Genomic DNA, 24728 nt, shown 5'->3' on the forward strand with positions numbered 1-24728 from the left:
CCCCTAGATAGAACTGCTTAGTTTTCTAAAACTTCATTAAAGTTATTGTTTTTAATTCTTTCGGGGCTAGCCCCGAAAGAATTAAGTTCCGCATATTTTACGGGTGATATTTTTCCTAGTGCGTCGTGTGGCCGGTGATGGTTGTAATCGTTGACCCAGATCTGTGTTTGCTCCCTTACTTGGTCGATATCCTCGAATATGTACTTGTCAAGAACCCCTCTTCGATAGCTTCCGTTAAAACGTTCTATAAAAGCATTTTGAGTTGGTTTGCCAGGTTGGATGTACTTGAATTCTATCCCATGCATCCCGCTCCAATCGTTCGTTATAAGGGCAATGAACTCCGGGCCATTGTCCATTCGTATCTTCTTCGGTTTTCCTTTTTTGTTGATAAGATGGTTCAGTACCCAAACGATACGGTTGCTGGTCAAGGAGAAGTCAATTTCGATATGGAGTGCTTCCCGATTGAAATCATCGATGACGTTAAATGACCTGAAGCGTCTCTTGTTCTCCAGAACATCGGTTACAAAATCCATACTCCATGTATGGTTGAGTTCATCCGGAACCTCCAAAGGCTCTTTTATCCTTGCCGGCAAACGTTTCTTGACTTTTCTTCTCAAAGGCAATCCAAGGGATTTGTAAACAAGGTGTACCCGTTTATGGTTCCATGGCTTCCCTTCATTGCGCAAACGCTCATAAGCTTTCCAAAAACCTTCCTCTGAGCGTTCCTTGGCTTTTTGTCGCAAAGCATCCTCTATCTCGGAATCGTCCTTCGGCAAAGGTTTATAATAATAGACGCTCTTGCTCATATTTAGGACACGGCACGCCCTGCTGATACCGTAATGAACAAGTTCTTTGGCAATACTGCGCTTGCGGCAAGGCTTCAGAGCTTTTTTTCGATGATCTCCTTGGCCATTTGATGGTCCAGCGCCAAATTGGCGTACATCTGTTTGAGCTTGCGGTTCTCCTCTTCGAGTTCCTTTAGACGCTTCAGTTCCTTGGAGTTCATCCCGGCATACTTGGAACGCCATTTGTAAAATGCCGCGGAACTAACGCCATGCTCACGACTGATCTGCTCGACACTTTTACCGTTGTCGAACTCCTTTAAGATGTTTGCAATCTGCGTGGGTGAAAATTTACTTCTTCTCATAATACCGTTTAAAATTAAAGATTATTATTCTACTTTTAAACAGTTCGGTTTTAAGGGGAGCTTACAAACCCTTTTAATCTAAAATGATCTTTAAGTCTTTTAATTAACTTATGATAATCTAAAAAGCCAGATAATGGTGCAAGTTCTCCTCTAATAGAACATATATTCTTATACAATTGCAGTTCTTTACTAGAACTTGGTTCTTTTAAGCAATTATTACAGATTTCAATTGTTTTGTTTTCATCATTAGAAATTGCATTTTCAAAATCAAATCCTATAAAGATAATTCTTCTCAAAATTTTTGAAGTTTCGCTTTCATCAATATCATTAGCTTTTGCTAAATCATCGGGACAATAGAAACCCTTATATAATTTTTTTATACTTTTAGAAAATGCCTTATCATCCTGATTTATCCTTTTATGCAATGTATTAGCATCATTAGCTTTCGAAAATTTGATTAAATCATTTAAGTCTTTAAGAACTTTAGGATGTAATTGAGAATTTACAATACATAGATAATCCTTTGAGGCATCAAATACATTAGAAGCAGTATTTAAATACTCATTCCAAATGTCATGTAATAATTCATTATTAGGACCATTTGTATTTATTTGAACGTTACTTTTACTTGATACAGCGATTTTTATTTCAATATCATCGTTATCTTGAGTTGTCAATAGTAAATCTTCAAGTAACCATCCATCACTACGTACTTGATAATCAATTTGTTTAATTTTACCTATCTCTGAAGTAAAAGGAATTTTATCCGCTAAAAAATGAGAAATAAACCATGCCGAGACTTTATCTTCAAAAACAAAACCACCGCCTCCAGTCTGCTTGGAAGTTGCAATTTTTCTAATTTCTGAAGGTTGTTTTTTTTCCCCCATTACCTAAAAGTTCTTTTAATTATAAATATATGAAATCTATATTGTGATGTTCATTTAGAATTCAGTCAATAAAAAACTTGACATGGTGTAAATGAAGTTTTAAAGACCTCATAGAATTTTGGTAAAACAATAGGAGAGTGGAGCGTGCATATTTTAGGGGTCTAGTAATACAATTTCTTAAGTGTTATAAGTATACAAGGGGTTTCAAAGCAATGTAAACTAGTTACAATGTTTCCTAAAATATAGCGAATGAGCCGTTAATTGTTTCCAAAATTTTATGCAGCCTTGAATTTTTGTTTCTTTTGTTTCAAGACAAAAGATATAAACTTAACTTTAATAAAATAGATTTAGATATGGATAAAATTACAAAAGAAGCTATAATATCAAGTATGAAAAAAAAGCGCGAATTAGATTTGGATTCAGCGTTGGAAGATATTGTTAATATACCTGAATGTAATGCAGATAAAGACAAGTTAGAATATTCTGAAGATTTTTTTTATCAAGTACATCATATTCGACTAGAATATTATAAAAAAATGGATGAACCAGTTAAGTTAACTGGTATGACAGAACCATATCAAAATAATATTCAAAATTTACTTGAGCTGATAAATATTCAAAACGATATTAATAAAGAATATAGAGATAAATTTGATGTTGAAGTTTTTAATATTTTCATAACCAAAAAGTGTGTTTAGTTAAAAAAAAGATTAATTAGAGGTTCTACATATAACAAGTGCATAGAATTTTATTTTTCTTAAAATTTATGCTCTTGTGGCAAGCTCACGAGAATCGTCTAAAATTTTTTATTACGTACATTTTATTGAATACGCGATTTTTAATAAGAGCAAAAAGGTTAGCTTTTATTTTGGCGTTGGCAAGCGGTGGCCTCCGAAGCTTCGGAGGTGTTTAAAATACGACGTAAAAAGCGAAAGTCTAGTAGACTTGTGATTGTGCGTGTGAGAAGATGCGGCTGCAAAAGCAATTTGATTTTATAAAGCAATCGAGTACCGAAGCCTCGGGAGCAGCGGCTACTTTACATAACCCGTGACAAATAAGATTAGCCAGTGGCTGATTTTATTTGGCGGCGAGCTGTAGCGGCTGCCTTGTAATGAGCATTGCTGATGCTGGCCCCAATTTGGCTTTTACATAATTACTAACGATATAGAACACTGGGGTGTTGCGACATCTGCAATTATATAAAATAGCGCGGAGATGCGCTATTCGCTAAATTGCTACAACTGTACTATAATGTTCCGCGTTATGTAACTTGAGCTTGGTTACGACATAATAATAAAGATAGAGAATCTTTATTATTTGAGCGAGAAGGTGCGCGGGCAAAGTTGTTACAATCTTTTTTGATTTTTTTCTTTCTAAAAGTTTTCTTTTCATAAGGTAATGGAACACTTGTTATGCGAGCCGACGATAGGAGGGGAGCGTAATGTGTGTGGAATGGATTATTAGTACTTACTTTTTTATGGATTTCCGTAATTAATTACTTGTTAAAATTTAATACATTTAAACTCTCCCTTTTTAAGATTAATTAGCTTGCTTCTAACTAGATATTTTATTAAGAACAGGCTGTTTTATCCATAATTTAAGTGAATTATATATGCTCAATCAATCGTTCTCGTTAGAAAATTTTAATAAAATATTTGAAATAGAAAATCGTAAAGGAAACTTTGAAAAAGAATACTATTCTGACAAGTTTCATATTCTTTCTAATGAATTAAAGAGACAAAGGAAAGATATTAAAACATACAAAAGTACAGGAGATATTGAAAAAGACGACGAGCATCTTTTGAAGCTCTATGAAGAAAAGAAAGAAATAGAAATAGAAGATAGTAAAAAAAATGAACTAGAGATTAGCTTACAAGAATATGTCGAAAATGTAAATAGCAAAGAATTTAAGTTTGTGTTTTCTAAATTCCTACACGAAGCAAGTGGTAAGTATGTTTATCCCATAGGAAAAGATGCATCATCATATTTTGCTATGAAGCAATTGCAGTTTAATATAAATCGAACCTTTAAAGTTAAACAAGGCAATAGATATTTGATTTCTAAACAATTACAAAGTTTATTAAAAGATGATTATCCAAAAATCTTATTAAGAACAGATATAAGAGGCTTTTATGAAAGTGTTCTACAAGAGAAATTGTTAAGTATTATAAACAATAATCAATTGTTAAGTCCGAAATCAAAAACCTTAATAAAAAGTCTGCTATACAGTTATAATGAAATTACTGGCCAATTGGGTTTACCTAAAGAAGAGAAAAGAGGTATACCAAGAGGAGCAGGTATAAGTGCTTATTTAGCAGAGCTATTTATGCGAGAAGTCGATAATAAAATTAAAAGAATAAATAATGTTTGTTATTATGCACGATATGTTGATGACATTGTCATTGTTTATGTGCCTAATTGGGAAATTTCTGAAGCAGATTATTTAGATAAAGTGAAAAAAATTGTTGAACAATATGGATTAGCTTTAAATGAGAGTCCAGATAAGACAAAAATAATAGACACAAGAAAAAATGATTTATTCGAAATTGTGTTCTTGGGTTATATTTTCAAAATTGAGAATAAAAAATATGTAAAAACTTCACTCTCAGAAAATAAAAAAAATAAGTATGTACGACGAATTGAAAAGACAATAGATACCTTCTTATTCCAAAAAGAGTTTTCTCAAAATGAAGCTTCAAAATTATTGATTCATAGAATGAATTATCTAACAAAAAATACGCGTTTACACAAACCAAAAAAAGGATTGGTTGGAATTTACTATTCTAATAGTCTAATTGAAAACGATTGTTCAGATTTGGATTTCCTAGACAGTGAATTAGCAAGAATAGTTGATGAAAAGTTGCCTATTGCCTCATATCCTAAATTAAATTTAAAGCTAAAGAGTTATAGCTTTAAGGATGGTTTTGTGAACAAATCTTTTTTTAATATTAATTCCAAAAAAAAGAATATTGCAGATTTAAGACCAGCTCCATTAAAAGAGTTAAAGAAGTTAGATAATAATTTTGAACGAGTAATTTCAATTTGGAAATAAAATGAGGAAAAGTAAATTAAAATTACCAATCAAGTACGCTATCGAAAGAGCTGTTTTAAGTGATGTGCTTCCATATGAAACACCAATTATATTTTCAAATAGACATTTTTATGAGTTTTTGATAAATCATAAAGTGAAATTTAATTTTGAAGACAATTCTTTCCATTGGATTGACTGTAAAGATGAAAATAGTATTCAAAAAGCAATAAGAATACTTTTTGATGCTAATGGAAATTCTGAACATAATAAACGTAAGCTAAATCCTAAAAAGAAAGAATTAAGAAAAATTGCTTTCAATTATAAAGTAACTCACAAAGAAAAAGATTTTAGAGATTTAGCAATTCCACATCCCAAAAGCCAAATAGAGTTGGTTTCTTTCTATCAACGATATAAAGAGTTAATTCTTTATTATTCTAAAGAAAGTCCATACTCGATAAGAAAGCCTGACAATATTGCAAAATTTGTTTTTTCAAATGACAATACATATGTTGAAAATAAAGGAGATGAAGATGATTTCATAGAGGAAAGTGGAAAAGAATATAAAAGTTTGAAAACGTTTTTTACTTACAAGAGGTTTTCAAATATTTACAAATTCTACGAGCATTATGCATACCATCGTGCTGAAAAAAAGTACGATAAAATGATAAAGTTTGATATAGCAAAATGCTTCGATAGCATATATACTCATTCACTTTCTTGGGCTTTAACAAATAAAGAATTTGTAAAGGAAAATAATGATTCCAAAACATTTGCTGGACAGTTTGATAAATTTATGCAGAATACAAACTATGGTGAAACTAATGGAATAATTATTGGCCCTGAATTTTCAAGAATTTTTGCTGAACTAATACTGCAAAGTATTGATAAGAAAATTGAACAAATTCTGCGGGATAAAGACATTTATCATAAAATAGATTATGAAATTTACCGATATGTTGATGATTTCTTTGTCTTCTACAACAATGAAAAAACAAAGAATGAAATTTTAGATAATTATAAAATCACTTTAAAGGAGTACAAGCTATCATTAAATAACTCAAAAACCCGACAATATGAAAAGCCCTTGATTACAGAAATAACGATAGCAAAAAATAAAATTATTAATCTATTAAAAGATGGTATAAAGTTTAAAATTTTAAAGGAAAAAGATAAGGAAGACAAAGAAATTCCTGAAGGAAAAATAGGAGACGAAGATTTTATTCCTAGAAAAAAAATATTAGTAAGTGATGTTGATATTAGATGCGATTCAAATAAGCTAATTACTGAATTTAAAACAATTGTAGTAGTTTCAAATGTTGCTTATAAAGATATTATGAACTATACTCTAGCAATTTTTAGAAGTAGTTTATTACGTAACATAAAAAAGTATGAGGAGCATAAAAAAAGACTAGACAAAGATAAGTTTAGAGGAATACTTACTAAAGAGGAAGAAAAGAAATTAATAAAACAAGAAGCAAATTTTACAAAATATATTGTAGAAATGCTTGATTTCGTCTTTTTCCTTTATGGAGTTTCTCCAAAAGTTAATTCCACCATTAAATTAGTAAGTATTCTATCTTTTATTATTAAATCTTTCAGAAAAAGATATAGATTTCAGTTTGATGAACCTGCAGATGGTAAGACATATGAATTGATAAATCAATTTAATAAGTTGAATCAGGAGGTTGTATTCAAAAAAATCTTGGATGAAATAATTTTGATTCTTGATAAAAGTAAAATTGATGAACATTTACAAATTGAGACCCTATATCTATTGATAGTATTAAAAGAATTAGGCAAAGAATATAGGTTAACTTCAGCTCAGCTTGTTAAGTACCTGAATCTAAAAACAATAAAGAAGGATGATGGTATTAAAGAATATGAATTTAAAAATAACATTAACTATTTTGTTATCACAGTTTTACTATTTTATTTCAAGGATATAAAGCAATATTCTCTACTAAAGGAAGCAGTAAAAAAAGGAATAATTAACAAAATAGAAAGGATTGAAGAAAATAAGAGAACTAAACATTCCGAATTGGTGCTTTTATTTTTTGATTTAATATCTTGTCCGTATCTAAATGAAGAAGAATTTAGATTTAAAAGAAGGATATTAGAACTATTTGATATTAAAACAGAAAAAGTAGAATTTATTAAATTTGTAATTAAACAAAGGTATTGGTTTACAAAATGGGATAATTTTAATTTAGTTGAAGAAATGAATGCTAAAAGTTCGTTAGAACCTTATTCTTAATAATAAAAGGACGCACCAGATAAAATTTGCAATTTCGATTGCCACACACAAGCGTTCTAATATGTCCGTAAAAAGACAATCACAAAGTTAGTTTTTTCTGGGACTAACTTTTTTTATACATATTAATGAAAAGGTATTTATCTAAATCTAGGTTTAAATTAGGGTTGGAATGTCCAACCAAGCTTTATTATACAAATAAAAAGGAATATGCCAATCAAAAAAAGGAAGATGATTTTCTTGAAGCATTAGCACAAGGTGGGTTTCAGGTCGAAGAATTAGCAAGATTAGAATATGATGGAGGAATTCTTGTGAATGGAAATCCATGGGATTATGATATTCTATTAGAGAAAACTAATAAATTGTTAAAGCAAGAAAATGTGATTATATATGAACCTGCTTTTTTGTACAATAATTGTTTTGTTAGAGTAGATATTTTAGTAAAAAAAGGTGATACGATAGAATTAATTGAAGTTAAAGCTAAATCCATAAATTCAAATGATGAATTTTCTATTATTGGAAAAAGGGGAAAACTTCGCAGTGAATGGAGGAATTATTTATTTGACATTGCTTTTCAGGAATATGTAATGAAAAACGCTTTTTCAAATTGGAGAATTAAACCCTATCTATTACTTATTGACAAAAGCAAAACTGCTACAGTTGATGGCTTAAATCAAAAATTTAAGATAACATCAAAATCCAATAAGCGCACTGGAATAATTGTCAAAGAAGGAACTAATAAAGTTGATATTGGAGAATCCATTTTAACTAAAATACCTGTTGATTCAATTATTGCTAATATCAAATCAGGAGTTTTCAAATATGACGAATCCTTAACTTTTAAAGAAGCAATTCAATTATTTACAGAGTATTATTCAAAGGATATTAAGATAAATTCTCCTGTGAATGTAAAATGCAAAAACTGTGAATTCTACACAGTTGATGATAACAATTTGAAAAGTGGATATATTGAATGTTGGACAGAACAATTAAATGTTTCGAAAGAAACAATTATTAATGAGCCAAAAGTATATGAAGTAGGAAATTTTAAATCCGCATCTAAACTAATTGAAAGAGGAACATATTTGATGAAGGATATTGAGGAAGATGATATAACGGTATTGCCCAAACCTTATGGACTTTCAATATCAGAAAGACAGTGGTTGCAAATAAGTAAAGTTAAAGAACGAGATAATACACCTTATATCGACATTGATGGTTTGAAATTAGTAATGAGCAGTTGGAAATTTCCTTTGCACTTTATAGATTTTGAAACTTCAACTGTTGCAATTCCTTTTAATAAAGGGAAAAAACCTTATGAACAAATTGCTTTTCAATTTTCGCATCATAAAATACTAGAAGATGGTTCTATTTCTCACGAAACTGAATATATTAATTCAGAAGCTGGTAATTTTCCAAACTTTGATTTTTTGAGAAATTTAAGAACAGCTTTGTCCTTGGATGTGGGTAGTATATTTAAATACTCTTATCATGAAAACACAATTCTTAATGCTATCCATGAACAATTAATATCTTCCAATGAAAAAGATAAAGATGAATTAATTGATTTCATTAAATCTATTAGTCATTCAAAAAAGGATAGTGTTATTTCTTGGGTAGGAGATAGGGATATGATAGATTTATGTGAAATGGTTAAATTATACTATTATGACCCTCAAACTAAAGGCTCTAATTCGATTAAAGCAGTCTTACCAGCAGTTCTTAATAGTAGTGGATTTTTAAAAAATAAATATTCTAAATCTATAAAAGAGATTTCTTTATCTAGTTTAAATTTTAATGATGATAAAGTATTTATTGAATTTGACCAAAATGATAAAGTTATAAGTCCATATAAAAGCTTACCACAATTGTTTGATGATTGGAGTGAAGACGAATTGGATAGTTTAATGTCAGATTTAGAAGGTATTGATAATGGTGGTTCTGCATTAATTGCATATTCAAAATTACAGTTTCAAGAAATGAACGATGCAGAAAGACAAGAAATAAGAAAGGCACTATTAATGTATTGTGAGATAGATACACTTGCTATGGTAATGATATATGAGTTTTTTAAGGAATCTATAAAATCTTAATATTATGTAATATAGAACCTCAATGTTTCCTTCGGCCTAAGAGAATTTTGGTAAAACAATAGGCGAAGGGAGCGGCCATATTCTAGAGGGCTGGTAATAAGGTTTGTCGATGTGCAGAATGATTCAATGAGTTCAAAGGCGGTCTTAAGAGTTATAATGCTTTCTAGAATATAGCGACTGAGCCGTACATTGTTTCCAAAATTATCTGTTAGCCTTGAAATCGCAGATTCACGAATACCTTTAAAAAAATAATAGATATCAATGAGTATCTTTTTGTTTCTTTTTTTATCAAGAAAAAAAGATAAATAAAAACCTTGCTGGTTACCATGTTGAATTCTATTTGACATAATGTTAGAAGTACCTAAAGAAAAGATAAAACAAGACGGGAGGTTAGCAAGGGCTAAGAATTTTGCTCGCAGAGAAAATTTTAGCTGTTGCGGCTAACTGACGAGAATGTCGTAGAAAAAAATCTTGCAGAGATTTCCTCGAATACACGAATTTTAAACAAACCTAAAAGGCTAGCTTTTAAATGGCGTTGGCAAGCGATGGCCTCCGAAGCTTCGGAGGTGTTTAAAATACGACGTAAAAAGCGAAAATCTAGTAGACTTTTTATTTTGCGTGTAAGAAGATGCGGCTGCAACAGCAATTTGATTTTAAAAAGCAATCGAGTACCGAAGCCTCGGGAGCAGCGGCTATTTTACATAACCCGTGACAAATAAGATTAGCCAGTGGCTGATTTTATTTGGCGGCGAGTTGTAGCGGCTGCCTTGTAATGAGCATTGCCGATGCTGGCCACAATTTGGCTTTGACATAATTGCTAACGATATAGAACACTGGCGTGTTGCTACATCTGCAATTATATAAAATAACGCGGAAATGCGCTATTCGTTAAATGGCTACAATTGTATCATAATTTATATTATGTAAAATAGAATATTTCAGGTCTTGTAATCCACAAGTTTAGTTACATTACCCCATTTATTCATTCGAGTTAATAATATATGGTATTCCAATAACTTCTTCCCCCTCTGCCCAATAGTTTTGTAAGAATGAAAGCTCACGTCTTTTACAACTTAATAACTCTAAAACAAAATTCATGAAAAAATTATTGTATGTATTTCTAACGGCTACACCGTTGATGTTTACGAGCTGTAGCAATGACGATGACGCCGATCTCGGGCCAGGAGAATTCGACGGAGATTCCAAAACGTTTCAATTACAGTCCAAATCTGATGCTACGATTTCCGGTACGGCCACATTTGTAGAAAATGCCGATGGTACAGCCACCGTAAACTTAGATTTAGAAGGGGTGACAACGGGTAGTCATCCGGCGCACATTCACGCGAACAGCGCCGCCGAAGGTGGTGATATCGTCATCGACCTCACCCCCGTTGACGCTTCCGGAGAAAGTGTAACTATAGTAACGGCCACAAACGCCGGTGCTGCCATTACCTATACGGCATTATTGGAATTTGATGGTTATATCAATGTACACCAGAGTACCGATGATTTGGGTACCTTAATCGCACAAGGTGATGTGGGTATCAACGAACTAACGGGCGATACAAAGGAATACGCATTGAATAGTGTTACCGTTCCCACTATTAGTGGTACCGCTACCCTTTCGAAGCGTGTAAGTGGCGCTTCGCTTTTAGAGGTCCAATTGGAGGGTACGCCTGCCGATGGCATTCATCCGGGCCACATCCATGTGAATTCTGCCGCTGAAGGTGGCGGGATCGCCATCTCTTTAACGCCAGTTGATGGAGCCAGCGGATATAGCGCAACACACATTGAAGCTACCGATGAAGACGCTGCTATTACCTATGCTGATTTATTGGAATACGACGGGTATATCAATATACACCTAAGTGCTGACGATTTGACCACACTTGTTGCCCAAGGCGATATCGGTATCAATGAACTAACGGAGGAATCCAAGGAATACGTTTTGAATAGCGTTACCGCTCCTACGATCAGTGGTATGGCCACAATTTACAAGCGCGTAAGCGGTGCGGCCTTACTTGAGATTGCCTTGGAAGGAACGCCTGATGGTGGTGCACATCCCGCTCACATTCATGCAAACACCGCTGCTGAAGGGGGTGATATCCTTATTTCATTGGCGACCGTTGATGGAACAACAGGAAAAAGTTTGACGCATATCGATGCAAACGATGCCGACGAGCCTGTTTCATATGAAGATTTATTGGATTTCGATGGCTATATCAACGTACATCTCAGCGATACCGAATTATCGGTTTTGGTAGCACAAGGTGATATCGGACAGAACGAGTTGACGGGTACAGCGCAGGAATATGACCTTGCTGCAGTTTCCGATGCGGCTATTTTCGGTACCGCTACCTTCGCAGAACGTGTCAATGGTGAAACATTGGTTACGCTGGCTATCGAAGGCACTGTAGATGGCGGGGTGCATCCAGCACATGTCCATATGGGAGCTGTTGCAGATGCCCCGGGGGGTATCACGGTTTCATTGAACTCCGTAACCGGACTAACGGGGACAAGTATGACAAACGTCACTAAACTGGATGATGACACCCCTATCGATTATGCCGGTATGATTGCCATAGATGGGTATGTGAATGTACATGCCAGTGTCGATGATCTCGCTACCTTGATTGCACAAGGCAACGTGGGCGCTAATAATTAAGAATCCTTTGCGTCACACTATCAATATAAATTTCAATCTCATACGAAGACCGCCCAATTATTCTGGGCGGTCTTTTTTTTAAGGTTTATTGAAACGCGAGTGTTAAATCAATTAGGTTTACCGTCAACTCTTGGACTCCGTATTCTTTAGAGGAAATAACATTTATCAAACAATCGTTCTTATTTTTTTGGAAAGATATTAAAATTTTGATTCGATACATGCATCATAACTTATTGAATTACAAGGGTTATAAGGCGAAAATGGTATTAACGGACCTTTGGAATATTCATGCCCGTCAATAGACAACCATCGACCACAGGCTTAAGAGGATCGAGTTTCACTACAAGAAGTTGTTTTTGCATAGGACTTCGGATGCCTGATACTATGCACTGAAGAATAATCAGGAAAATTAAATCATATACGATTTAATCCTCTTGAAGAAGCACTTATATTCCACTACACCAATTAACCATACTCCCAAGAGCGAACGAAACTCTTAAAAATACCTTTGGCCATACAACACAGAAAAAGCTAAAAGCTAATTTGCGTAATATGACCAAAAGTAAGTTCTTGACGGATTACTAACCTTAAAAGGTAAAAACCGCCAAGCTATCTGCGAACGACCAGTTTCGCACAAAGTTTTTAATAACTACTCGCAACCTCGACGTAATCATCGACATTCTTTCGCAGTTCATTGAATTCGGAAAACTGATGTTTTATTTTGTCAACATAATCTTCCACGGTCTTTCTATGATCCCGTATTGCGGCAATAATCTCACGATTTGTACTGCTAAAGGTATCAAGACCAGTTTTAAGCGCTTGTATGCGTTCGAACAAGCTATACGTGTTCGGTTCACACACGTACGAATTTAACTTTTCACGTAGCTGTCTTACGTATTGCTCATTACGCTCCAACCGAAGTACCAAGGCACTTTGGTCTTTAACTTGGAAAGCGTCAGTGGGCCGATTGTAAACTGCTCTTCTGCGTTCTTGGGTAAGTTGTTGAGTTGTTTCCATTATAAATAGATTTAAGTGTAGTCAACCTAATTTGTAAGAAAATTAGTATAATTTAAACAAAAAAACGCAATTATCCTATATTTAAAGTGCATAAAATCAGACTTTAACCTTTATTTATCCTAAAATTCAGAATTCGTTAAAATAAAGTGATTTTAATTTGGTTTTACTTGACTTCCTTTTTAATTTCATTTTAAAATAAATATATGGATGTCAACTTTGAATACGACGATGTAAACGCAAGTCAACGCCTTGAGGCACTGGCAATTAAGAAAATAAATAAGTTGCTTGACAAATTCGACTTTATTGTTCGGGCCGACGTTTTTTTTAAGACGGAAAAAACGTCATCTCCAGAAAAAGGGAAAATTTGTAACATTCGACTTAGTGCCCCTGGACCTCGGCTTTTTGCTGAATCTAGTCATGGCTCTTTTGAGGCTTCGATTGCTGAATCAGTAGGGGATTTGGAAAGACAATTGGAAAAGCGCAAAGCAAAAATGAAATCGCACTAGTGCGAAAGTGAAGAAGAGTAAAAGTTATTTATTAAGGGAAATCCCTAACACGAGGATGCAGAAACCCTAGTTATTCGTTTGCTGCATCCTCGAATTTTGAATCGGCTATGGTTTTTGTCAGTCGATTTGAAAACGGGGTCTCCTCAAGGTCATTCAATAATTTTTCTCGTTTTCGTTCAGAAATATCGAGCGTATCCAACAACTCTCGGGTACGTTGCGCATCGGCAACTCGTTGCTTCTTCAGTGCGATACGCTCTTGCAAGGGCACCATCAAATCAGGTTCAAAGCGTTCCATAATCGTATGCCTTTGTACCGAAACCTCCTTTTTCTGCATGGCCTTTTGCGTTTGGGCCAACAAGTTTGAAGCTGACAAAAGACACCATACCATGGGTGCGAATACCAGCGAGTTCCATTTTTTCATTTGTTCTCGTTTGTGCGCTCCGGATAAATATAGCGATTTTTGAATTTGAATACCCGGTTATTATCCTTGATTATAAGTAGATAGGTCCAAATTGATTGTTTTGTTAGTATTAAGTTTACATTAATCAATCGTATCATGTATAAAGTGGCACCCCTTTTTTATTTCATCTTGGTTTGCATGAATTTTGCACCTTCGGTTTTGCTGGGGCAAAACCCTACCCTAATTTCATCGACTGAGATTACGTTCTCGTTTGTTTCAAAAGATGTACAGGGCAGTATTGCAGATTTCACTTCCCACACGACCATAAACTTTGACGACATCACCCACGCATCGTTTAAGGGTTCGGTCGCCGTTTCTTCGTTAAAAACCGGAAATTTTTTAAGGGATTGGTCACTCAAGGGAAAAAAGTATTTTGATGCAGAAAATCATCCAAAAATAACATTTGAAAGCCGGTCCGTTTCAGGTACACGGGAAACCTTTACAGTAAAAGGCATCTTGACCATTAAGGCCATAGCCAAACCTATAACCATCAATTTTCAACGAAAGGCCAAAGAATTATTGGGTACCACTACCCTATTTTCTTCCGATTTTGATATTCCCATTAAAAAAGAGCGTGGCGATAACAAAGTAATCGTAAAGTTTCGATTTACTCTTGAAGAAGCTAAATAACTAAAGTTCGCGATCTGAATCTTAAGTACTGCACTTGAAAGAATAACTCTATTTAAGGGTAGTAAACAAGTTCAAAAATTGCGTAAACCAGTACATGGCATCAATAAATGATGCTTACCTTCGTGGCTTAAAATTTCGGACAGCTATGATATGGGTATGGATTTTGTTTATTGCCTTGATTATCGTTTTCTTGGCTTTGGATTTGGGCGTTTTTCACAAAAACGAACATGTTATAAAAAGTAAGGAAGCCGGTATTTGGACGGCCGTTTGGATTACAGTAGCACTCAGTTTTAGCGGCGTTATTTATTGGCTTTTTTCGGCAGGACTTGTGGACAATCCCACGGGACTTACCCCGAATAATGCCGTCTTAAAGTATATTACGGGCTATTTGATAGAACTTTCATTAAGTATCGACAATGTCTTTGTCATTGCGGTAATTTTTTCCGCTTTTAAAATACCCGCCCTTTATCAGCACAGGGTACTTTTCTGGGGTATTTTAGGCGCTATTGTTTTTCGCGGAATTATGATTGTGTTCGGAGTGGCATTGATTACCAAATTCGAATGGATCATTTATGTTTTTGGTGTTTTCTTGCTATATACGGCCTTTAAAATGTTGAAAGGAGACGATCATGAGTTTAATCCCAAGAACTCATTTGTCTTTCGTCAGCTCAAGAAAGTCTACCCCATAACCAATACGCTGCACGGTCATGATTTTTTTGTGAAGCGAATGGGACTCAATGCGGCCACTCCCCTATTTGTTGCCCTCATTGTTATCGAATTGACCGATGTGCTCTTTGCCTTAGATAGTATTCCCGCGATTTTGGCCATAACCGCTGACCCCTTTATCGTTTTCAGTTCCAATATTTTGGCGATTTTAGGCTTACGGTCCATGTATTTCTTGATTTCAAGGATGCTACAAAAATTCAGATTCATCAACTACAGTCTCGTAGTGATTCTGGCCTTTGTCGGACTGAAAATGTTATTCTCCCATCAAATTGAATTGCCTGAATGGGTGTCGCTCACCGTAATATCGGTGTCATTACTGGTAGGCATTCTAGCTTCATTGCTCATAAAGGAGAAGGAAACCGTTCCTTCGGAATAGTTTAACTACTTTTTTTGGTATTTCATTACTAGGATGAAATGGGCAATAATAGCCTATACCCTTATTGAGGGTGGTTTTGGGTCAATGTAAAATGCTTTTGAGGTACTACAAGGGTATGCTTCTCTGTATCTTCTTTTTTGAACCCACTTTAGCATAAAATGCAAGATACAACCTCGATTTCCGATGCACTGATTTCTTTCTATGATCAGTTGATAGCCCAATTGCCGGGCATCATTCTTGGCCTTTTGATTGTAATATTGGGCGTACTCATTGCCTCTTGGATCGGTCAATTTGCCCGTAAAAGAATTTCCCATAAAACGAGGGATCCGCTTATGAGCCGTTTTCTTGGCCAAGCCATAAAATATATTCTGATTATTATTGCCATCATGTTGGCCTTAAGATCATCGGGTCTTGGAGGCATTGCCGCAGGAATATTGACCGCGGCAGGTGCCAGTGCCGTGGTCTTGGGCTTTGCCTTTAAAGATATTGGCGAAAACTTTATTGCCGGTATAATCCTAGCTTTCAGCAGGCCTTTTGATGTGAATGATACAGTCGAAATCGGGGAAAATTTTGGAAAGGTAAAATCGTTGGAATTCCGCTATACCAAATTAAAAACCTTCAATGGAAAAGACGTATACATTCCCAATAGCGACGTACTTACCAAACCGGTGACCAATTTCACCGAAGATGGTTTCTTTAGATGGGACTTTGTAATCGGTATTGCTTATGAAGATAATATTGAGGGTGCAAAGAAAACCGTCTTGGAGGCTTTGCGAAAAGAGCTTAACGTCATTGAAGATCCCGAACATGAGAATTTCGTTATCGAAGACCAACTGGCTACGAGTACTGTCAACTTAAAAATTTTCTTTTGGGTCGACACAAAAGATTTTAGAAAAATGGCATTGATTACTAAAGGCCTGGTCATTAAGAATGTCAAGGAAGCTTTGGAAGATGCAGGGTACTATATGCCTGCCGATATTCATGAGATTAAGTTATACGGTGCCGAAACAGAATTTCCGGTACGGCTACAACCCGAGGAAAAACAACAATAGGCACCTTATCCGTTTTTTGTTCCATGGAACATTCGGGAGTATACACTAGTTACTATACGATTCCCCAACGGGAAATACAAGGCGAAAAACAGGGCCATACCCAAGCTGAAATTGCGAATTCCGAAAAGTTGGTCCAATAGATTGTTCGGGTAGGCATACGAAGTTTCCAAGGCATATCCGCCGAATTCCAAAAATCCCATGGCGACTAGTCCATAGGCGTATTGCATATGAAAAGGGAGCCCGCGAAGCAACAGTGAAACAGGTACCATATAAAGCAGGTAACAACTAATTATCTGCCACCAATACGTGAATTTCGCAATTTCCAATTCCGTACCCAACCAATTCATACTCCATCCCCATAAAAAGTAGATAAAACAATAGGTGACAATCAACCGCACATCGACAAAAAGTTTGGGTTTTGCCCAAGTCCAGAACATTTTCATCGACTAGGCATTTGTAAGTTTGGCATCGATGATGGAAAGGGCAGCCTTAACCGTTTGCATCTTGTCCATATCCTCATTTTCCAGCATGATATCGAATTCATCTTCCACATCAAGAACAATATCGACTAGATTGGCAGAATTAATGTTGAGTTCGTTGATAAAATGGCTTTCCAAGGTGATGTTATCGACGGAAACGTCTTCCGGAAGGTATATCTTTATAATGTCCCGTAATTTCTGATAGCGTTCTTCGTTTGTCATTGGTATGCAGGCTTGATGTATTTTTTATTCTATAGTGTGAAGTTAAAAAAACAAATGACAAACACATGCTTATTCATAAAGCTCCAAAAAAACCAACTTTATTCTTGCCCACTATAGCGTCTAAAAAGAACGCAGGCGTTTACATCACCAAAACCAAAACTAGCTTTTGCCATTATTTGAGATTGAAATTCAATAGTCTTGCGGGGAATTTTTACTGGATCTACCAAAGTAGTGATATCGGGGTGTATGTCATTGCAGTTCACATTACCGAATACCCTGTTTTCTTTGAATTGCAATATCGAACCTACACATTCGATACTTCCGGCTGCTGCCAAGCAATGCCCAATAGTTCCCTTAAAGGAATTTATATAGGGAAAGTCACCCCCAGAACGTTCTAAGGCATCACACCAATTCTGTATTTCAACCACATCTTTTGTCGTAGCGGTTAGATGTCCGTTAATAGTATCAATATCGGATGCATTCACACCGGAATTATTTACTGCGGCTACAATACAACGCTGTACCGCCTCGCTATTGGGTGCGGTCATACTACCATTTCCGCGTTGTCCGCCACTGTTTTGAGCGCCACCAAGTACTTCTGCATAAATGGTAGCTCCACGCTTTTTAGCACTTTCCAAAGACTCCAAAACCATGGCTCCGGCTCCACTCCCGGGTACAAAACCTGCAGCGCTGCTACTCATGGGTCGACTCGCCGACGTGGGGTTTTCGTTATATGTACTCGGAAGAATGCGCATGGCATCAAATCCACCCCATATATAGGGACCACTATCACTACAGCTTCCTGTTAGTATGTACTCGGCTTTTCCAGCTGCTATTCGCTCGTATGCCATTAGAATACCTTCTGTTCCCGTGGTGCAAGCCGACGAGTTCGTGGTGACTTGATTGCCACACCCCAGAATACCCCCTAAATAGGCACTTATACCGCTTGCCATGGTCTGTAGTACACTTGTACTGCCGAGCCGACGAACTTTACCTGCATCGATTTGATGTATGGAATCCCGCAATTTATCTACACCCAAAATACCGGTGCCAAAAATAATACCCGCATTCCAATCGGGTGCTTCTTTGTTGGCAATAGGGAGTTTAGCATCGTTCCATGCATCGGTACCTGCGATTACCCCATAAACGATACCGCTAGCATTTAATCCACGCAACTGGAGCGGTGTAAAATATTGATTGACCAAATTATCACGCACCAATGGTTCGCCTGCAATCTGACAACTAAAATCAAGGTCCTTAAGTTTAGATTGGAACCGAATGCCACTTTTGCCACTCTGCAAGGCAAGGGAGAAATCGGCTACACCAACCCCATTGGGGGCACAGACACCAAGACCGGTTATAACTACGCGTTTTTCCATATCAAACATTGGTCAGCATTCCCGATATTTTTCCTTTGCACACCAATTCATCCGATTCGTTGTACATTCTTAATAAGCACTTTAGCTTATTGAACCTAAAGTAAACCTTCTCTGAGCAAACCCTAACTTTCTCGTTCGGTAAAACCGGTAAAAAAAATTCCATTTCAGAACTACTTAGCCCCATTTTTAAACCAGACTGCTTCCATTGATCGCGCTGATCCAACAAAAATATTCCAAGGCAAACCAAACCGATTTGTGCACAGCATTCGGTTAAAATCACACCAGGTGTTATGGGGTTGTTTTTAAAATGACCACGATAAAAACTTAACGTATCGCTAAAAGTGAAGCACCCTTCCGCCCCGTTTTCATCAACATGCAATAACGTGTCAACAAACAAAAAAGGCTTCTCATACGGCAGTTTTTGAATGATATCGTCATACCTACTTTTAGAATTACTCTCGTTAGCTTTCATAACATATTTCCAAATTATGGAACCGCTTGGTGGTTCCTACTACAGTAATCTTCACTTAACTATCGTAAGCTCTCGCCTCCATCTACTTTAATCACGGTTCCCGTTATCCATTTCGCTTCATCGGTCGTCAATAAATAGACAACATTGGCGACATCTTCAGGAGTGGTCAAACGACCTTGAGGATTCCGTTTCAACGCATTCTTTTTTAGAAAATCACTGCCTGGAATTCGGTTGAGTGAAACGGTATCCGTCACGCCTGCTTGAATACAATTGGCCTTGATTCCCAAAGGGGCATATTCCAAAGCAATATTTCTGGTTAGGGCTTCCAAGGCTACTTTTGCTGCGGAAACCGCCGCATAGTTCTTCCAGGCCCTTGTATTTCCCTCACTTGTAAAGGCCATAATACGGGCATCATCAGAAAAAAGTCCGGCTTGAACCAATGCCTTTGTCCAATCGAATAAACTCACCGCCATAGCTTCCATGGTAATTTCGAAATCTTGCCGATTTAATTCCATTTGCCCGCTATTGGAAAACATCGGCTTTAAACTTCCTTTGGCAATACTATGAACCAGAACGCTTATTCGCTCTTGAGGCAATAGCAGTTCCCTAATTTGCTCAGTCAAGGTCCCTATTTTTTCGATCTTAGTACCGTCTACATTGAAGTTGGCAAATTTCACCCCAGTTAAAGTAATTTCTTCGAAATCCTCTTTAATTCGCTGTAAATCAAGTTTTCTATCCCTATGAATAATAATAATATGAAAACCCTTTAGAGCCAGTTTTTTTGCAGTAGCCATCCCTAGCCCACTACTTCCCCCAAGGATTATGGCCCATGTGCCCTGTTTAGTTCCCCTAATTGAAGATGCCTTAAAATCGTCTTTTCTATACTCCATTATTATACATTAAATAATAAGTGCTTCCCTTGATTACCTTACCTTCATATATACTTCAAAACATTTTTACCATTCTAGCAATATGCGCTGTGCTGAAAACCCGGGTCCGAAACTCAACATCAGCCCCTGCTCCCCTTCCCCGATGTTCTTTTCAAAGAATCGTTCCAACACATAAAGCACTGTAGCACTGCTCATATTACCATATAATCTTAGGGTTTCACGGGTATCATCGATGTTTTTCCCCAAGTCACCAAACAGCGTTTCGACCGTCTGAACAATTTTCCGCCCCCCAGGATGGAAAATCAAATGATCGACAGCTTCGATAGAGGTATTATGCTGCTTTAAGAACGGATGAATGATTTCTGGGAAATGGGAGGCAATCGTTTCGGGTACTGCCGGGTCTAGAATCATTTGCAATCCTGAATTAGTCAAACCAAAACCCATCAAATGCGTTGTATCGGAAAAATGATACATCGAACTCCCGATTATTTTTGGACCTTTGGCCGCCTTTTCCGAAGATAAAAGTACACAGGCAGCACCATCACCAAAAATGGCAGCGCTGACCATGTTCGCCATCGAATAATCATTCAATTGAAATGTGGCGGTCGGGCTTTCAACAGCCACTACGGCAGCTCTCTTTTCAGGGTTTGCCATTAAAAAGTTACGGGCATATATAAGTCCTGATATACCTGCGGCACAACCCATTTCGGTTACAGGTAGGCGAACGATGTCTTGTCGAAGGTCTAATGCATTAATCAAATAAGCGTCTAAAGAGGGAATCATTATGCCTGTACAGCTGACGGTAATGATATAATCTAAGGAATCGGCTTCCCAGTCGGACTGCCTCAGGGCTTTTTGTAGTACGTTTACTCCAAGTTTCTTCGTTTCACGACTATAAATAGCATTCTTTTCTTCAAACGAGGTCGCTGTAAAGACCTCTTTTGGATCCATAATGCTATAACGGACATCAACTGCGGCACCTTCAAAAATCTTAATAACCTTGCGCTGAAACCTACGTTCCTGGCCCGACAACCACATTTCGACAAAAGGCAGAATTTCTTTGGTTGTTCTGTTAAAATTTGGAAGCGCCTTCGCTACCGTCGTAATTCGTACGTTATGCATATATTTTGGTTAATCGATGGGTGCGCATGACCCAGATATATCGAAACGCCCATTTCCATTGAATCTGGTGATGAACATTTTTTAAATTATTTGAAAATCGGTTCAGTTCTTTTTTAGTAAATCCACTTTTTATAGACAAAAGACCATCGTGTTTGGCAATTTTGGTTTTTATAAAAATAGTACTAAACACCTTAAAAAGATAATACGCAAAAAGACTTCTTTGCAAGTCATTAATAATCACTCCTATGCGTGCCAATTTTGTAAATCGCTCTAGAAATTGAGGTATGTGTTCATTATAGAGGTGATGCATGGTCAAAGTGCACAGTAGTATATCACATTGAACATTTGCTGCAAAAGTAGCGTCAAGAACATCTTGTTGCGTATACCGTATCTCTGGAAAACCTGCAGATTTCTTTCGAGCAACTCGCAAGGCATTCTCACTAAGATCAATACCGATACAAGTAACAGAATAATTATTCTTTCGGGCCCATTTAACGATCTCACGAAGCAGGGTTCCGTCTCCGCAACCCACATCCATAATCGTATACGATTTTTGAATTCCCTCTTGAATCAACTTATCAATAGCACTTAGGGTCGGTTTATTGCCATTTAATAGCTGATTCGCCCGATTGATATCTTCCAAAACGACTGCCAACATTTCCTCAGTAATGTTGGGGTCATCCATGAGTTCGGGTGTTCTATTTCGCTGTGACAGGTCCATACATCAATCGATTGGGGTTCCGTGTGTACTTTTAATCGCTGTTCTCAAAAGAAAAGGTAATCGGGTGACTGCGGAAACACCCCAATTGGCCAATTTTTCGTTTAGTAATAGTGATTGCAATTGTCTCCCCGTCCAAAGCCTACGGGAAAACGTATTTCTCCAACGGTCTTCATAGGCTCTTTCCATCTGCTCCCTGGATTTCCTACCATTGAAATATTCAATGATACATTCCGAGGCCATTTTAGCACTATGAATCGCCATAGCCATGCCATTACCGCATAAAGGGTGTATCAACCCGGCAGTATCCCCGCACATCAACAAGTGGTTCTCGACAAGTCTTTTCGACTCAAAGGAAACTTGGGCAATGGTCAGAGGTTTATCAAAAATAGGCTCCGCATCCTTAAGAAAAGTACCTAAAAAAGGATTTTGGGCAACCACGTTGGCATTAAAACGCTCCACATCTTTCTCTTGTTTAAAACTGGAATAAGACGCTAGATAGCAAAAATTGACATCCCCTGTTTCGGTTTTCGACAACCCAGCGTACCCCCCCTTAAAGTTATGCAATGCTACCAAGTTATTTCGGAAAGCATCATAGCTATAATGCGCCTTGACACCTAGCCATTGTGATTTTTTCTGTATGAAGTCCCGATTCAAATATTTATCTAAATTGCTTCGTTTTCCAAAGGCTCCAAGAACCACTTTTGACGACATTTGCGAGCCACTCGTAATACTTATAGAAAAGCCATCATTTTGAAAGTTGACCGCCGTTACCTCTTCGAACCTAAAAGATACGCCAAGAGCTACAGCTTTTTGGTACAGTAAGTGATCAAGCCTGTACCTGCTTATTCCAAAACCGCCCAAGGGCAAGTGGGTCTGCACTGATTTACCCGACCATGTACTCAATTGCAAGGTGTCAATAGCAACCGCTCCCACCTTTTCAAGTTCAATCCCTAGAGTTTTTAGATAAGGCACAACTTCATTTGACACATACTCCCCACATACTTTATGCCGTGGATAGGGTTCTTTCTCCAATACAAGAACCCCATAATTTTGTTTGGTCAACTGAATAGCGCCCGTGAGCCCGGCCAGCCCACCCCCGATAACAATTACATCGTAGTGCTCCACAAGGGAAAGATAGACATTTCGAAACGGCCTAAAAATTAATGAATCACTTTTTATGCTTCTTATCGATTACTTTTTTGATGCAATAAAAGAAAGTAAAACGAAACTTTGGGGCATAAAGAATCCCGACACTTTAAGTGCCGGGATTTCCTATAATTTCTTTAATTTAAATGAATTAGCCCTTGGTTTGCTCCTGGGCCTCTTCCTTCAATTCTTCGCTGGCTACAATTGCCAATTCAACACGTCGGTTCTGCGCCTTACCCTCGGTGGTCGAATTATCGCCCCGCGGCTGATTTTCCCCGTACCATTTTGTCGTAAATCGTCCACTATCGACACCCTTACTTACCAAATAATTGGTCACTGATTGTGCACGCTGCTGTGACAAGTTCATGTTATAATCATCAGGTCCGGCGCTATCGGTATGTCCTTCTACCAAGATATTTGATTTCGGATATTCCTTAAAAATGCCGACCAATTTATCTAAAGTTGTAGCCGATGTTCCTTGAATGTTCGATTTGTTGGTATCAAAATAGACCCCCGCATCTTCATTAAAGGTGACATTTATACCTTCACCAACACGCTTAACCTCGGCTCCAGGAATTTCTTCCTCGATACGTTCTGCTTGACGATCCATTCGGTCACCGATATATCCTCCGGCCACACCACCAACAACAGCGCCTATAATAGCACCTAAGGCCGTATTATTACCTTTTCCGACATTATTACCTAAAACACCTCCAATAACAGCCCCGCTTGTAGCTCCTACCGTGGCACCTCTTTGTTTGTGGTTGGAATTTTTTACGGCACTACAACCCACTACCAAGGTAAAGGCCATACCCAATGCTATATTTTTTATAATCAGACTTTTCATATTATTGTTTTTTTGTGAATTCGTATACCACGGTAACGGTTTCTCCGTCTACTGTATTATTTGATTTTAAGGTCATTGCTTGGGGTGTCAATGCGATGATATTCAACCGATACCCCAATCCGCCGGAAATATCCTTTGATTTGGCATCTATAAACTTGAATTGCAGCTGACTGGTATAGTTTTCATCCCTGTCAACTACCGACCAACGTATATAACGGTCCCCACCATTACAGTAGGTCGAAGGTGCTATGGTGTAGTGACCGGTGCTATTATTATCCCTAAAGAACCAATCACTCCCCTCAAAGCAGATGTCTTCGGCATCATTGAAAATAACGGACTTAAAATTGCCCGTATTGTTTTCATAGGAAATGTCTTCCAACGTCCATGAACCATTTAGAAGACTTCGCTTCTCCCTGGCACTCTTTGAAACCGAGCAAGACGTGGCAATCATGGCCAAAGCCATAAAAATTAGAAAATGTCTTTTCATTATTAAAATTAATTTAGTTTGTACTATATACGCAAGCATTTTGCTTTACGATTTTACAGTAACGTTAAGTTGCTGTTAATATGATATAGCAGTATAAAAAACAACAAAAAAAGATGGGTGTC

23 protein-coding genes are annotated in these 24728 nt (G+C 36.9%); 9 read left to right on the forward strand and 14 right to left on the reverse strand.

Going from position 1 to position 24728, the window contains the following annotated elements:
* Positions 1-17: 17 nt before the first annotated feature.
* Both AACZ88_RS00775 and AACZ88_RS00780 read right to left on the reverse strand, forming a co-directional pair.
* A protein-coding gene (locus AACZ88_RS00775; protein ID WP_339704745.1) for an IS3 family transposase occupies positions 18-1147 on the reverse strand; the annotation gives its coding sequence in 2 pieces (ribosomal slippage) (positions 18-886 and positions 886-1147; 1131 coding nt in all).
* Between the two features lie 50 nt (positions 1148-1197).
* Positions 1198-2034, reverse strand: coding sequence for a hypothetical protein (locus tag AACZ88_RS00780; RefSeq protein ID WP_339704748.1), 837 nt, complete (start codon positions 2032-2034; stop codon positions 1198-1200).
* A gap of 353 nt (positions 2035-2387) precedes the next feature.
* On the opposite strand from AACZ88_RS00780, the gene AACZ88_RS00785 reads away from it, so the two are divergent.
* From AACZ88_RS00785 to AACZ88_RS00805, 5 genes are all read left to right on the forward strand, one after another.
* Complete coding sequence (locus AACZ88_RS00785) at positions 2388-2732, forward strand: hypothetical protein (RefSeq protein WP_339704751.1); 345 nt, start codon at positions 2388-2390, stop codon at positions 2730-2732.
* Positions 2733-3646: 914 nt separating this feature from the next.
* Positions 3647-5086: an antiviral reverse transcriptase Drt3a gene (drt3a, locus tag AACZ88_RS00790; protein WP_339704754.1), complete on the forward strand. Its 1440-nt coding sequence runs from the start codon at positions 3647-3649 to the stop codon at positions 5084-5086.
* A 1-nt stretch (position 5087) separates the two neighbouring features.
* Positions 5088-7319, forward strand: coding sequence for an antiviral reverse transcriptase Drt3b (gene drt3b / locus AACZ88_RS00795; protein ID WP_339704756.1), 2232 nt, complete (start codon positions 5088-5090; stop codon positions 7317-7319).
* Positions 7320-7444: 125 nt separating this feature from the next.
* Entirely contained in the window at positions 7445-9409 is a 1965-nt protein-coding gene (locus AACZ88_RS00800) for a DUF2779 domain-containing protein (protein ID WP_339704760.1), read from the forward strand.
* Between the two features lie 1096 nt (positions 9410-10505).
* The gene (locus AACZ88_RS00805) at positions 10506-12074 is read left to right on the forward strand and encodes a CHRD domain-containing protein (protein WP_339704763.1); all 1569 of its coding nucleotides are present in this window, start codon (positions 10506-10508) and stop codon (positions 12072-12074) included.
* A 642-nt stretch (positions 12075-12716) separates the two neighbouring features.
* On the opposite strand, the gene AACZ88_RS00810 is transcribed toward AACZ88_RS00805, so the two are convergent.
* Positions 12717-13091, reverse strand: a complete 375-nt coding sequence (locus AACZ88_RS00810) for a hypothetical protein (protein ID WP_339704766.1) — start codon at positions 13089-13091, stop codon at positions 12717-12719.
* Between the two features lie 203 nt (positions 13092-13294).
* Between AACZ88_RS00810 and AACZ88_RS00815 the strand changes: the two genes are divergently transcribed.
* Positions 13295-13597 carry an HPF/RaiA family ribosome-associated protein gene (locus AACZ88_RS00815; RefSeq protein ID WP_339704769.1) on the forward strand — a complete coding sequence of 101 codons (303 nt, stop codon included), beginning with the start codon at positions 13295-13297 and terminating at the stop codon, positions 13595-13597.
* Between the two features lie 70 nt (positions 13598-13667).
* On the opposite strand, the gene AACZ88_RS00820 is transcribed toward AACZ88_RS00815, so the two are convergent.
* The gene (locus tag AACZ88_RS00820; RefSeq protein WP_339704772.1) at positions 13668-14018 is read right to left on the reverse strand and encodes a hypothetical protein; all 351 of its coding nucleotides are present in this window, start codon (positions 14016-14018) and stop codon (positions 13668-13670) included.
* Between the two features lie 135 nt (positions 14019-14153).
* On the opposite strand from AACZ88_RS00820, the gene AACZ88_RS00825 reads away from it, so the two are divergent.
* The 3 genes from AACZ88_RS00825 to AACZ88_RS00835 all read left to right on the forward strand — a co-directional run bounded on the left by AACZ88_RS00825 (position 14154) and on the right by AACZ88_RS00835 (position 16841).
* On the forward strand, positions 14154-14687 hold the full coding sequence (locus AACZ88_RS00825) for a YceI family protein (protein WP_339704775.1): 534 nt from the start codon (positions 14154-14156) through the stop codon (positions 14685-14687).
* A gap of 148 nt (positions 14688-14835) precedes the next feature.
* The gene (locus tag AACZ88_RS00830; protein WP_339706439.1) at positions 14836-15789 is read left to right on the forward strand and encodes a TerC family protein; all 954 of its coding nucleotides are present in this window, start codon (positions 14836-14838) and stop codon (positions 15787-15789) included.
* Positions 15790-15947: 158 nt separating this feature from the next.
* Positions 15948-16841 carry a mechanosensitive ion channel family protein gene (locus tag AACZ88_RS00835; RefSeq protein ID WP_339704778.1) on the forward strand — a complete coding sequence of 298 codons (894 nt, stop codon included), beginning with the start codon at positions 15948-15950 and terminating at the stop codon, positions 16839-16841.
* A 5-nt stretch (positions 16842-16846) separates the two neighbouring features.
* Here AACZ88_RS00835 and AACZ88_RS00840 read toward each other — a convergent pair whose 3' ends face one another.
* From AACZ88_RS00840 to AACZ88_RS00885, 10 genes are all read right to left on the reverse strand, one after another.
* On the reverse strand, positions 16847-17284 hold the full coding sequence (locus AACZ88_RS00840; RefSeq protein ID WP_339704781.1) for a hypothetical protein: 438 nt from the start codon (positions 17282-17284) through the stop codon (positions 16847-16849).
* Positions 17285-17287: 3 nt separating this feature from the next.
* On the reverse strand, positions 17288-17542 hold the full coding sequence (locus AACZ88_RS00845; RefSeq protein WP_339704784.1) for a phosphopantetheine-binding protein: 255 nt from the start codon (positions 17540-17542) through the stop codon (positions 17288-17290).
* 98 nt (positions 17543-17640) lie between these two features.
* Positions 17641-18921, reverse strand: coding sequence for a beta-ketoacyl-[acyl-carrier-protein] synthase family protein (locus AACZ88_RS00850; RefSeq protein WP_339704787.1), 1281 nt, complete (start codon positions 18919-18921; stop codon positions 17641-17643).
* A 1-nt stretch (position 18922) separates the two neighbouring features.
* Positions 18923-19393 carry a FabA/FabZ family ACP-dehydratase gene (locus tag AACZ88_RS00855; protein WP_339704790.1) on the reverse strand — a complete coding sequence of 157 codons (471 nt, stop codon included), beginning with the start codon at positions 19391-19393 and terminating at the stop codon, positions 18923-18925.
* 59 nt (positions 19394-19452) lie between these two features.
* On the reverse strand, positions 19453-20283 hold the full coding sequence (locus tag AACZ88_RS00860; protein ID WP_339704793.1) for an SDR family oxidoreductase: 831 nt from the start codon (positions 20281-20283) through the stop codon (positions 19453-19455).
* Positions 20284-20349: 66 nt separating this feature from the next.
* Positions 20350-21405, reverse strand: coding sequence for a 3-oxoacyl-[acyl-carrier-protein] synthase III C-terminal domain-containing protein (locus tag AACZ88_RS00865; protein ID WP_339704796.1), 1056 nt, complete (start codon positions 21403-21405; stop codon positions 20350-20352).
* Entirely contained in the window at positions 21398-22126 is a 729-nt protein-coding gene (locus AACZ88_RS00870) for a methyltransferase domain-containing protein (RefSeq protein WP_339704799.1), read from the reverse strand. Before AACZ88_RS00870 ends, AACZ88_RS00865 begins: the two co-directional genes overlap by 8 nt.
* Before the next feature lie 3 nt (positions 22127-22129).
* Complete coding sequence (locus tag AACZ88_RS00875; protein WP_339704802.1) at positions 22130-23251, reverse strand: NAD(P)/FAD-dependent oxidoreductase; 1122 nt, start codon at positions 23249-23251, stop codon at positions 22130-22132.
* Positions 23252-23423: 172 nt separating this feature from the next.
* Positions 23424-24119 carry an OmpA family protein gene (locus AACZ88_RS00880; protein ID WP_339704805.1) on the reverse strand — a complete coding sequence of 232 codons (696 nt, stop codon included), beginning with the start codon at positions 24117-24119 and terminating at the stop codon, positions 23424-23426.
* Between the two features lies 1 nt (position 24120).
* The gene (locus AACZ88_RS00885; RefSeq protein ID WP_339704808.1) at positions 24121-24606 is read right to left on the reverse strand and encodes a lipocalin family protein; all 486 of its coding nucleotides are present in this window, start codon (positions 24604-24606) and stop codon (positions 24121-24123) included.
* Between the last annotated feature and the right edge of the window lie 122 nt (positions 24607-24728).

Source organism: uncultured Kriegella sp. (assembly GCF_963975415.1).
In the GTDB taxonomy this organism is placed as follows: Bacteria; Bacteroidota; Bacteroidia; order Flavobacteriales; family Flavobacteriaceae; genus Kriegella.

Bases quoted from the DNA above. Each gene is read 5' to 3' on its own strand.
- AACZ88_RS00780 (WP_339704748.1), bottom strand. From the start codon at position 2,034: ATGGGGGAAAAAAAACAACCTTCAGAAATTAGAAAAATTGCAACTTCC.
- AACZ88_RS00785 (WP_339704751.1), top strand. From the start codon at position 2,388: ATGGATAAAATTACAAAAGAAGCTATAATATCAAGTATGAAAAAAAAG.
- drt3a (WP_339704754.1), top strand. From the start codon at position 3,647: ATGCTCAATCAATCGTTCTCGTTAGAAAATTTTAATAAAATATTTGAA.
- drt3b (WP_339704756.1), top strand. From the start codon at position 5,088: ATGAGGAAAAGTAAATTAAAATTACCAATCAAGTACGCTATCGAAAGA.
- AACZ88_RS00800 (WP_339704760.1), top strand. From the start codon at position 7,445: ATGAAAAGGTATTTATCTAAATCTAGGTTTAAATTAGGGTTGGAATGT.
- AACZ88_RS00805 (WP_339704763.1), top strand. From the start codon at position 10,506: ATGAAAAAATTATTGTATGTATTTCTAACGGCTACACCGTTGATGTTT.
- AACZ88_RS00810 (WP_339704766.1), bottom strand. From the start codon at position 13,091: ATGGAAACAACTCAACAACTTACCCAAGAACGCAGAAGAGCAGTTTAC.
- AACZ88_RS00815 (WP_339704769.1), top strand. From the start codon at position 13,295: ATGGATGTCAACTTTGAATACGACGATGTAAACGCAAGTCAACGCCTT.
- AACZ88_RS00820 (WP_339704772.1), bottom strand. From the start codon at position 14,018: ATGAAAAAATGGAACTCGCTGGTATTCGCACCCATGGTATGGTGTCTT.
- AACZ88_RS00825 (WP_339704775.1), top strand. From the start codon at position 14,154: ATGTATAAAGTGGCACCCCTTTTTTATTTCATCTTGGTTTGCATGAAT.
- AACZ88_RS00835 (WP_339704778.1), top strand. From the start codon at position 15,948: ATGCAAGATACAACCTCGATTTCCGATGCACTGATTTCTTTCTATGAT.
- AACZ88_RS00840 (WP_339704781.1), bottom strand. From the start codon at position 17,284: ATGAAAATGTTCTGGACTTGGGCAAAACCCAAACTTTTTGTCGATGTG.
- AACZ88_RS00845 (WP_339704784.1), bottom strand. From the start codon at position 17,542: ATGACAAACGAAGAACGCTATCAGAAATTACGGGACATTATAAAGATA.
- AACZ88_RS00850 (WP_339704787.1), bottom strand. From the start codon at position 18,921: ATGGAAAAACGCGTAGTTATAACCGGTCTTGGTGTCTGTGCCCCCAAT.
- AACZ88_RS00855 (WP_339704790.1), bottom strand. From the start codon at position 19,393: ATGAAAGCTAACGAGAGTAATTCTAAAAGTAGGTATGACGATATCATT.
- AACZ88_RS00860 (WP_339704793.1), bottom strand. From the start codon at position 20,283: ATGGAGTATAGAAAAGACGATTTTAAGGCATCTTCAATTAGGGGAACT.
- AACZ88_RS00865 (WP_339704796.1), bottom strand. From the start codon at position 21,405: ATGCATAACGTACGAATTACGACGGTAGCGAAGGCGCTTCCAAATTTT.
- AACZ88_RS00870 (WP_339704799.1), bottom strand. From the start codon at position 22,126: ATGGACCTGTCACAGCGAAATAGAACACCCGAACTCATGGATGACCCC.
- AACZ88_RS00880 (WP_339704805.1), bottom strand. From the start codon at position 24,119: ATGAAAAGTCTGATTATAAAAAATATAGCATTGGGTATGGCCTTTACC.
- AACZ88_RS00885 (WP_339704808.1), bottom strand. From the start codon at position 24,606: ATGAAAAGACATTTTCTAATTTTTATGGCTTTGGCCATGATTGCCACG.